General features: G+C 68.8%; 7 protein-coding genes and 1 tRNA gene. 5 read left to right on the top strand and 3 right to left on the bottom strand.

Translation table 11 applies throughout. From position 1 onward, the window contains the following. Positions 1-384 precede the first annotated feature (384 nt). Positions 385-1,857, top strand: coding sequence for a carboxylesterase/lipase family protein (locus tag EV653_RS02990; RefSeq protein WP_134097700.1), 1,473 nt, complete (start codon positions 385-387; stop codon positions 1,855-1,857). Positions 1,858-1,945: 88 nt separating this feature from the next. Beyond that, complete coding sequence (locus tag EV653_RS02985; RefSeq protein ID WP_134097698.1) at positions 1,946-3,034, top strand: serine hydrolase domain-containing protein; 1,089 nt, start codon at positions 1,946-1,948, stop codon at positions 3,032-3,034. Between the two features lie 11 nt (positions 3,035-3,045). On the opposite strand, the gene EV653_RS02980 is transcribed toward EV653_RS02985, so the two are convergent. From EV653_RS02980 to EV653_RS02970, 3 genes are all read right to left on the bottom strand, one after another. Then, positions 3,046-3,117: transfer RNA gene (locus EV653_RS02980), tRNA-Val, on the bottom strand. A gap of 21 nt (positions 3,118-3,138) precedes the next feature. After that, the gene (locus EV653_RS02975) at positions 3,139-3,603 is read right to left on the bottom strand and encodes a peroxiredoxin (RefSeq protein WP_134097696.1); all 465 of its coding nucleotides are present in this window, start codon (positions 3,601-3,603) and stop codon (positions 3,139-3,141) included. Continuing rightward, the gene (locus EV653_RS02970; protein WP_134097694.1) at positions 3,600-4,043 is read right to left on the bottom strand and encodes a DUF3052 domain-containing protein; all 444 of its coding nucleotides are present in this window, start codon (positions 4,041-4,043) and stop codon (positions 3,600-3,602) included. Before EV653_RS02970 ends, EV653_RS02975 begins: the two co-directional genes overlap by 4 nt. Before the next feature lie 307 nt (positions 4,044-4,350). Between EV653_RS02970 and aceE the strand changes: the two genes are divergently transcribed. From aceE to EV653_RS02955, 3 genes are all read left to right on the top strand, one after another. After that, a complete protein-coding gene (gene aceE, locus EV653_RS02965) occupies positions 4,351-7,077 on the top strand; it encodes a pyruvate dehydrogenase (acetyl-transferring), homodimeric type (RefSeq protein ID WP_238159784.1) in 2,727 nt (908 codons plus the stop codon). A gap of 137 nt (positions 7,078-7,214) precedes the next feature. Next, a complete protein-coding gene (locus EV653_RS02960) occupies positions 7,215-8,300 on the top strand; it encodes a flavin-containing monooxygenase (protein WP_134097692.1) in 1,086 nt (361 codons plus the stop codon). A 35-nt stretch (positions 8,301-8,335) separates the two neighbouring features. Beyond that, on the top strand, positions 8,336-9,970 hold the full coding sequence (locus EV653_RS02955) for a LuxR family transcriptional regulator (protein ID WP_134097690.1): 1,635 nt from the start codon (positions 8,336-8,338) through the stop codon (positions 9,968-9,970). The last annotated feature ends 63 nt before the right edge of the window (positions 9,971-10,033 follow it).

Below are 10,033 nucleotides of genomic sequence, written 5' to 3'. Positions count from 1 at the left end.
CAGCTGCGGGTACGACGGGACGCGGGCAGACGCCGGCTACGAGCGTAGAGACGCCGACCAGTTGGCGACCCACGGACACGCGCCTCCCGAACTGGACGGAGCGGGTTCAGGGCAGACCCGCCTCACTTCACAACCGTAAGCAGCCCCGTATTTCCGTCTGCCGGAACGATGCCGTGACCGGGCCTACCCGGTATGTCATCGCGCCGACCGACAGCCGTGAACCCTACCAGCCGCGACCCGCCCTGGAGGAGTCCGTTCTCACCAGCCGATGGTTAAGAATTGTGCGACTCACGACACCGATCACAACGAGTGTCAGCGGGTTCCGATACGGCCCGTCGTGACAAACCTGGCGACAGGTCGCGCGTACGGCGGGAACATGGGCCGATGAGTGAGACGGGCCCCCAGGTCCGCACGACTAGCGGACTCGTTCGGGGCCGCAGCGAGAACGGATTGTCGGTGTTCCGCGGCATCCCGTTCGCCCGGCCGCCGGTGGGCGAACTGCGCTTCGCGGCGCCGCAGCCGGCGGAAGCATGGGACGGCGTACGCGAGGCGATCGAGTTCGGACCGCCGCCGCCACAGTCGCTGATCTTCGGTCAGCCGTCGAACCCGGCGACCGGCGACGACTGGCTGACCGTCAACGTCTGGTCGCCGCACCTCAGCGCGGGACTGCCGGTGATGGTGTGGATCTACGGCGGCGCGTACGCGATCGGCCAGTCCGGCGATCCGTCGTACGACGGGACGCGGCTGGCCCGCGAAGGTGATGTCGTCGTGGTGACGTTCAACCACCGGCTCGGGGTCGACGGGTTCGGGCAACTGGAAGGCGCGCCGGCGAACCGCGGCCTGCTCGATCAGGTCGCCGCACTGGAGTGGGTGCGCGCGACTATCGCTGCTTTCGGTGGCGACCCGGATCGGGTCACGGTGTTCGGAGAGTCGGCCGGGGCGGGCTCGGTTGCCGCCCTCCTCTCCATGCCCCGGGCGGTCGGTCTGTTTCGCCGGGCGATCACGCAGAGTGCGCCCGGGACGTTCTTCACACCGCCGCTGGCCGCCGACATCATGACCGAGATCGCTGCCCTGCTGGACGTCGCACCGACGGTCGACGATCTGCGCCGCGTCCCGACGGCCGACCTCGTCGCCGCCTCGGACATGTTGGCCACGGCGATGCAGCCGGAGATCAGCCGGTGGGGCGCGCCGGCGTACCTGGGCCTCCCGTTCGCGCCAGTCGTCGATGGTGACGTCCTCCCGCGTACGCCGTTCGAGGCGCTGGCTGATGGAGCCGCCCGCGAGGTCGAGCTGATCGCCGGCCACACGCGGGACGAGTACCGCCTGCTCCTCGCCGCCGACGGTCGCCTCGGCAACCTGACCGAGAACGACGCCGCGACCGCCCTTCAGCTGCTCGCGCCGGCCGGCTACCGCGAGGCCTACCCCGATGCGACCGCCGAGCGCATCTACGAACTGGTCCATTCCGACTGGCTGTTCCGCATGCCGAGCCACCGCCTGGCCGAAGCCCAGGTCACCGGCGGCGGCCGCGCCTACGCCTACGAACTGACCTGGCCCGACACCGGCCTCGGCGCATGCCACGGCCTCGACGTACCCCTCGTCTTCGGCACCACACCCCTGCTCGGCTTCCTCCTCGACCAGGAGCAACTCCCTGCGGCGGAGCAGGTCTCGCAGCTGTTCCGGACGGCCTGGACCGCCTTCGCCCACACCGGCGATCCCGGTTGGCCGCAGTACGACGCCACACGCCGGCAGGTCGCAAAATTCACCACCGAGCTGACCATCACGCCGTACCCCGAGGAGCTGTCGCGGCGCCTCTGGGCCGAGCACTCCTTCGCACCGCTGCCCTTGCTGGACGCCTAGACCACGTGTCAGCGCGATGGCGGTCCGGTGTCAGGGCGCATCGACATCGTGGTTCTCGACAGCAACGAACAGACCGAGGAGCACGGATATGTCGACGCAAACCCCTACCGACCACCAGGACCGCCCGGAGCTGCAGAAGGCGGCCCAGGAGTTCGTCGACGCCGGCTTCGGCGGACTCGAACTGCGTGTGCACGACGAGCACGGAGAGTGGGTCGGCACCACCGGAATCCGTGAGCTCGGCAGCGCGGAGAAGCCGCCGCTGGACGGACAGGGCCGGGTCGGCAGCGTCACCAAGACCTTCGTCTCTACCGTCGTGCTGCAACTGGTGGCCGAGGGCAAGCTCGAGTTGGACGGCCCGGTCGCGCCGCAGCTCACCAGGTTCGAGCTGGACCCGCGGATCACCGTGCGGATGCTGCTCAACCACACCAGCGGGCTGTTCAACTACACGGGCGAGTACTTCCCCGACGGTACCGTCGTACCGGGCCTCCCGGCGACCGGGAAGGACTGGGCCGAACACCGGCTGCAGGGCTACACGCCGGACGAGCTGGTCGGGTTCGCCCTGGCCAAGCCGGCGCGGTTCGAGCCGGGCACCGAGTGGAGCTACGCCAACACCAACTACACGGTCGCCGCGCTGCTGATCGAGGCCGTCACCGGCCGCCCGTTCGCCGCGGAGCTGGAGTCGCGGATCCTCAAGCCGCTCGAGCTGAGCGGCACGCTGGAGCCGGGTGACCGGACGGACATTCCCGGAGCCCACTCGCACGGGTACTTCCGCTACCAGAACAGTGACGACTGGAAGCTGGTCGACGTCACGGAGCAGAACCCCTCGCTGCTGTTCGCCGCCGGGAGCATGCTCTCGACCACCCGGGACCTGCAGGTGTTCATGTCTGCGCTGCAGAGCGGGAAGCTCCTGCCCGCCGACCTACTGGCCGAGATGCGGGCGCCGGAGCCGAAGAGCGGACCGCTCAACTACGGCCTGGGCCTGTTCGCGCAGGACACCGGTTCAGAGACCATCTACCACCACAACGGCAGCGCACCGGGCGGGTACGGCGCCCTGATGTTCAGCAGCGCGGACGGCACCAGGACACTGACCGCACTGATCACGATGGGAGACGCTGAGGTGGACCTGCTGCAGGTCTTCCCGCCGGCACTCGACCGCCTGGTGAAGGCGGTCTTCTGAACCGGATGAGGTGGGCGAAGAGGGGATCGAACCCCCGACATCTTCCTTGTAAGGGAAGCGCTCTACCGCTGAGCTATCCGCCCGGATCAAACGACCGGAGGAGTCTACCTGAGGTTCAGGGCTGCTAGTGCCTCCGCGTAGTCGTCGGGGTTGCGAGCCTCGGGGATCGGGTTGACGACGGACCACCGGACCACTCCGGTGCGGTCCACCACGAAGGTTCCGCGGAGGGCGCAGCCGCGGTCCGCGTCGAACACGCCGTACGACGAGGCGATCTCGCCATGGGGCCAGAAGTCGGTGAGGAGGCCGAAATTCAAACTCTGTGCATCGGAATACGCACGGAGGGTGAACATCGGATCGCACGAGATCGCCAGGAACTCGGCGGCCGCGAGCAGGTCCGGGCGGTCCCGGAGCGCGGCCAGTTCGCTGGTGCAGACCTGGCTGAAGGCGTACGGGTAGAAGACCAGTACGACGTCCCGCCGGCCGGTGAAGTCGCTCAGCCGGACCTCTTCGCCGTACTGGTTCCGAGTGCTGAAATCGGGGGCCCGGCTGCCGGCAGCCGGGATCGTCACCCGCGGCGGCCGGACTTCGGAACCACCAGCTTGGTCGCGGACCAGTCGTCGGTGACGCTCAGTGTGCTGGTCGTGGCCAGGCCCGCCACCGGGGCGGCCTCGGTGATGTCGCTGGTCTCGACGTACCCGTCGCGACCGACCTTCGGCGTCAGCAGCCAGACGACCCCGCCGGCCTTCAGGTCGGTCAGGATGTCGAAGAAGGCGTCGACCAGGTCACCGTCGTCCTCGCGGAACCAGAGCAGGACGACGTCGACGACCTCGTCGGTGTCCTCGTCGACGAAGGCTTCGCCGGTGATCTCCCGGATCGCATCGCGGAACTCGTCGTCGCAGTCATCGTCGTACCCGATCTCCTGGACGACCCAGCCGGGCTCCAGGCCGAGCCGGGAGGCCATGTTCGGCACTCCGCCCTTGCCGTCCGCGTGGTCCGCGGTCGCGCTCACGTGTCCTCCTCCGTGGTCCCCGCTGCCCGGGGGTAGGTGTCAGTACCACTCAGTTAGCGATAGTCCATCGTGTCGTACCGCGTCGCGCAAGTATGCACCAGGTGTCCGTGACGTGTCCGGTATCCGCGTGGCGGGTACCGGGCGTGTCCGCTGGGCTCAGCCCCGGCCAGCCGGAATCGGGCCGGAAGGGAAGGCAAAGTAGAACGCATTCCGAACAGGTGACAGGATTGCGGTGAAGAGCAACCAGAGAGAACGGCAGGACACCGTGGCTTCCGGACACGAACCACCAGCCATCATCACCGAGGGGATGCCCACCCAGCTCCCCGACATCGACCCCGACGAGACGCGTGAATGGGTCGAATCGCTCGACGCCGTCCTGGACGAACGGGGCAAGGCGCGAGCGCGCTACCTGATGCTCAAACTGATCGAGCGAGCCCGGGAGCGACAGGTCGGCGTGCCCGCATTGCGGAGCACCGACTACATCAACTCGATCCCGCCCGAGCGGGAGCCCTGGTTCCCCGGCGACGAGCACATCGAGCGCCGGATCCGGGCCTTCATCCGGTGGAACGCCGCGGTGATGGTGAGCAAGGCCAACCGCAAGGGCCTGGAGGTCGGCGGCCACATCGCCACCTATCAGTCCGCGGCCAGCCTGTACGAGGTCGGTTTCAACCACTTCTTCCGCGGCAAGGACCACCCCGGCGGCGGCGACCAGATCTTCATCCAGGGTCACGCCTCCCCCGGTATGTACGCGCGCGCCTTCCTCGAGGGCCGGCTGTCCGCGGACGACATGGACGGATTCCGCCAGGAGGTCTCCCGCGGCCCGCACCAGGGCCTGTCGTCGTACCCGCACCCCCGGCTGATGCCGGACTTCTGGGAGTTCCCGACCGTCTCGATGGGACTGGCCGCGCTGAACTCGATCTACCAGGCGCGCTTCAACCGGTACCTGCACAACCGCGGTATCAAGGACACCAGCCAGCAGCACGTCTGGGCGTTCCTCGGTGACGGCGAGATGGGTGAGCCGGAGTCGCTCGGCGCGATCGGCCTGGCCGCGCGCGAGGAGCTCGACAACCTCACCTTCGTGATCAACTGCAACCTGCAGCAACTGGACGGACCGGTCCGCGGCAACGGCAAGGTCATCCAGGAGCTGGAGGCGTTCTTCCGCGGCGCGGGCTGGAACGTGATCAAGGTGATCTGGGGCCGCGAGTGGGACAACCTGCTGGCCCAGGACCACGACGGCGCGCTGGTGAACAAGATGAACACCACGCCCGACGGCCAGTTCCAGACGTACTCCGTCGAGTCCGGTGAGTACATCCGGAACAACTTCTTCGGCGGCGACCAGCGGCTGCAGCAGATGGTCAGCAACCTGTCCGACGAGGACCTGCGCAAGCTGCCCCGCGGCGGTCACGACTACCGCAAGGTGTACGCCGCGTTCAAGAGCGCGACCGAGCACGTCGGCCAGCCGACCGTGATCCTGGCCCAGACCATCAAGGGCTGGACGATCGAGGCGCTGGAGGGCCGCAACGCGACCCACCAGATGAAGAAGCTGACCTCGGACGACCTGAAGGCGTTCCGCGACCGGCTCTACCTGCCGATCGAGGACAAGGACCTCGAGGACGCGTACAACCCGCCGTACTTCCACCCCGGCACCGACTCGCCGGAGTACCAGTACATGATGGAGCGGCGCAAGCAGCTCGGCGGTTCGCTGCCGGAGCGGCGGGTCGCGCCGAAGACGCTGAAGCTGCCGGGCGACGACGTCTACAAGCCGCTGTCCAAGGGCAGCCACGCGCCGATCGCGACCACGATGGCGCTGGTCCGGCTCTTCCGGGACCTGATGAAGGACCCGGAGATCGGCCACCGGATCGTCCCGATCGCCCCGGACGAGTACCGCACGTTCGGGATGGACTCGATGTTCCCGACCGCGAAGATCTACTCGCCGCACGGGCAGAACTACGAGGCCGTCGACCGCAACCTGCTGCTGTCGTGGAAGGAGTCCACCGCCGGACAGCTGCTGCACGAGGGCATCAGCGAGGCCGGCGCGATGGGCTCGGTGATCGCGGCCGGTACGGCGTACGCCACGCACGGCGAGCCGATGATCCCGTTCTACATCTTCTACTCGATGTTCGGGTTCCAGCGGACCGGCGACTTCATGTGGGCCTTCGGCGACCAGCTCGGCCGCGGCTTCCTGATCGGCGCGACCGCCGGCCGGACGACGCTGACCGGTGAGGGACTGCAGCACGCGGACGGACACTCGCCGCTGCTCGCCTCGACCAACCCGGCCGTCGTGCACTACGACCCGGCGTTCGCGTACGAGATCGCGTACATCGTGAAGGACGGCCTGCGCCGGATGTACGGCTACGGCCTGGACGCGGACAAGCCGGTCGGCGAGGACGTCTTCTACTACCTCACGGTCTACAACGAGCCGGTGGCACAGCCGGCCGAGCCGGAGGGCCTCGACGTCAACGGTCTGCTCAAGGGCATGTACCGCTTCAACGAGTACCAGACCGCCGAGGGCGACGACGTACCGCGGGTGCAGCTGCTCGGGTCCGGTGTCGCGCTGCCGTGGGTGCAGAAGGCCCAGCAGATCCTCGCCGAGGAGTACTCCGTTGCCGCGGACATCTGGTCCGTAACCTCGTGGAACGAACTGCGCCGCGACGCGGTCGCCGCCGAGCAGCACAACCTGCTGCACCCGGACGAGCCGGAGCAGGTGCCGTTCGTGACCGAGCAGCTGAAGGACACCAAGGGCCCGGTCGTTGCCGTCAGCGACTTCATGCGCGCGGTGCAGGACCAGATCTCCCGCTGGGTTCCGAACGACTACACCTCGCTCGGCACCGACGGCTTCGGCCTCGCCGACACCCGGGCCGCGGCCCGTCGGCACTTCCAGGTCGACGCCGAGTCGATCGTGGTCGCGACACTGGAGATCCTCGCCAAGCGCGGCGACGTCAAGCCGGAGGTCGCCGCCGAGGCGGCCCGCAAGTACCGGATCGACGACCCGACCGCAGTCGCCGGCGTAAAGCAAGAAGGCGCCGGCGCCTAATCCACCCTTCGACGGCCGCTCACCCCAGCCCGGGGTGGGCGGCCGTCGTACGTACGCCAAACCTCGTAGTCGGGCCGGACCGAAGATGCGTATTCCGTCCGACGCGGTGGGGGCGCGGGGAAATCTAGCGTCGAGGCATGAATACGATCATCATCGGCGCAGGACAGGCCGGGCTCGCCACCGGTTACCACCTACAGCGGCTCGGTGAGCCGTTCACGATCCTCGACGGCGGCGCACGCGTGGGAGACCAGTGGCGGTCGCACTGGGACAGCCTCAAGCTCTACTCGCCGGCGAAGTACGACGGGCTGCCCGGCTTGCCGTTCCCGGCCGACCCGTGGCACTACCCCGGCAAGGACGAGGTCGCCGACTACCTCGCGTCGTACGCCGAGCGCTTCGACCTCCCGATCCGGCAGAACACGCGCGTCGACAAGCTCGAACGACTCGACGACCAGTGGATCGTCACCGTCGGGCGCGAGCAGCTCACCGCGGACAACGTCGTCGTCGCCACCGGCACCTTCGGCCGTACGCCGTACCTACCGGACTTCGCGGTCGACCTGGATCCGGCGATCCGGCAGCTGCATTCGTCGGAGTACCAGCGTCCGGAGCAACTCAAGGACGGACCGGTGCTGGTCGTCGGCGGGTCGCACTCCGGCACCGACATCGCGTACGAGGTCGCCCAGACGCACGACACGATCCTGTGCGGCCGCGATCCCGGACAGGTGCCGTTCACGCCGGGCCGGCCGAACCAGGTCTTCTTCTGGCCGCTCATCCTGTTCGCCTGGCGGCATGTGCTCACCCGCCGGACGCCGATGGGCAGGAAAGAGATGGACCACATCCGGCACCACGGCGGCCCGATGATCCGGGTCAAGCGCGCAGATCTGCTCGAGCGCGGGGTCGAGCGGTTGCCGGCCCGGGTCACGGGGACCCAGGACGGTCTGCCGATGCTCGCCGACGGGCGGGTGCTGGACGTCGCGAACGTCGTCTGGGCGACCGGCTTCCGGCAGGTGTTCGACTGGATCAAGATGCCGCTGGTCGGCGCGGACGGCTGGCCGCGCGAGTACCGCGGGGTCGCCGAGAACGCACCCGGTCTGTTCTTCTGCGGGCTGTCGTTCCAGTACGCCTTCAGTTCGATGGTGCTGCCGGGGGTCGGCCGGGACGCGGCGTACGTCGCCCGCCGGATCGCGGCGCGGGTCCGCACCGAGCGGAGTCTTGCCGCCGCGTGAGTCGGCAGGGCATGCTCGCCAGTGGGGGACATCTGATGGGGATTGTCGACGATCTGCAGCGAGCCCGGATCGCGTTCGAGCGACGCGACTGGGCCGCTGCGTATGACCGGCTGACCGCGGCCGACGGTGATCCCGGGACGGTCGGCCTCGGCGCGGACGATCTGATGACCCTGGCGATGGCCACGTTCCTGCTCGGCGACATCGACGCGTGCATCCGGGCGCTGCAGCGCGGCTACCGGCTGCGGATCGACAACGGCGAGGTGCTGGGCGCGGTGCGGTTCGCGTTCTGGCTGGCCCGCGTGCACAACGGCCGCGGCGAGGGCGCGGTCGGCAGCGGGTGGGCCGCACGAGCCGAACGGCTGCTCGCCGACTACCCCGCGGACGTGGTCGAGCGCGGGTACCTGTTGATCCACGACTTCTTCCGCTGTGTGGATCGCGGCGACTTCGCCGCCGCAATTTCGACGGGTGACGAGATCGTCAGCGTGGCGCGGCGGCACGGCGATCCGGATCTGCTCGCGCAGGGTCTGGTGTGCAAGGGCCGGCTGATGATGTACGCCGGGCACGTGCCGGAAGGACTTGCCACCTTGGACGAAGCGATGGTCGGCGTCGCGGCGGGCGAGCTGTCACCGGTCTTCGCGGGCACGGTCTACTGCGCGATGATCGAGGCGTGTCAGGAGGTCCTCGACTTCGCACGGGCGTCGGCGTGGACGACAGCACTCACCCGCTGGTGTGACACGCAGCCGGACCTGGTGCCGTTCACCGGGCAGTGCGCGGTCCATCGAGGGCAGATCCTGCGGCTGCATGCTGCGTACCCGGAGGCGTTGGCGGAGTTCGAGGACGCCTGCCAGCGGTACGCGGCGTTGGGGTACGACATGGCGGCGGGGCTGGCGATGAGCGAGCGCGGCGACGTACTGCGGATTCTCGGTGAGTACGTGGCGGCGGAGTCGGCGTACGACCAGGCCGCCAGCTACGGATACGAGGCGCAGCCGGGGCGTGCGCTGCTGATGATGGCGCGCGGACGGGTCTCCGGCGCGGTCGCCGCCGTACGGCGTCTGCTTGCGGAGACAGGTGATCCGGTGCACCGGTCGCGGCTGCTGGCGGCAGCGGTCGAGGTGCTGATCGCGGGCGATGAGCCGGCTGAGGCCGAGCAGGCGGCTGGTCAGTTGTCGACGATCGCCGAGGAGTTCGGGTGCGCGGGGTTGCGGGCGTCGGCGGCGTACTGCTCGGCTCTCGTGGCATTGGCCGCGGAGGATGCTGATCGGGCGTTGCCGCAGGCGCGAGCTGCTGTGCAGCTGTGGGGTGAGCTGCGGGCGCCGTACGAGGTGGCGCGGGCGAAGGTGCTCGTCGGGCGGGCGGTCCGGTTGCTCGGAGACGACGACTCGGCGACTGCCGAACTGACCGCGGCGTGCCGGACGTTCGCCGAGCTCGGGGCTGTGGGGGCGCGTCAGGAGGCCGAGAAACTGATCGGTCGCAGTACAAGCGGACTGACGGGACGGGAGCTGGACGTCCTGCGACTGGTTGCGGTGGGCAACAGTAACGCCGAGATCGCGGGACTGCTGGTGCTGAGCGACAAGACGGTTGCGCGGCATCTCACCAACATCTTCGCGAAGCTCGACGTACCGTCCCGGACGGCGGCTGCGGCGTACGCGCGCGACCACGACCTGCTGTGAAAGGTCCTCCCGAGGGAGCACGTTCCCTCGGGCGGGTGAGGTGCCGGTGGGGTGGTTGGACCG

The organism is Kribbella pratensis, from assembly GCF_004365355.1.
In the GTDB taxonomy this organism is placed as follows: Bacteria; Actinomycetota; Actinomycetes; order Propionibacteriales; family Kribbellaceae; genus Kribbella.
This window is presented reverse-complemented; position numbering and strand designations above follow the sequence as displayed.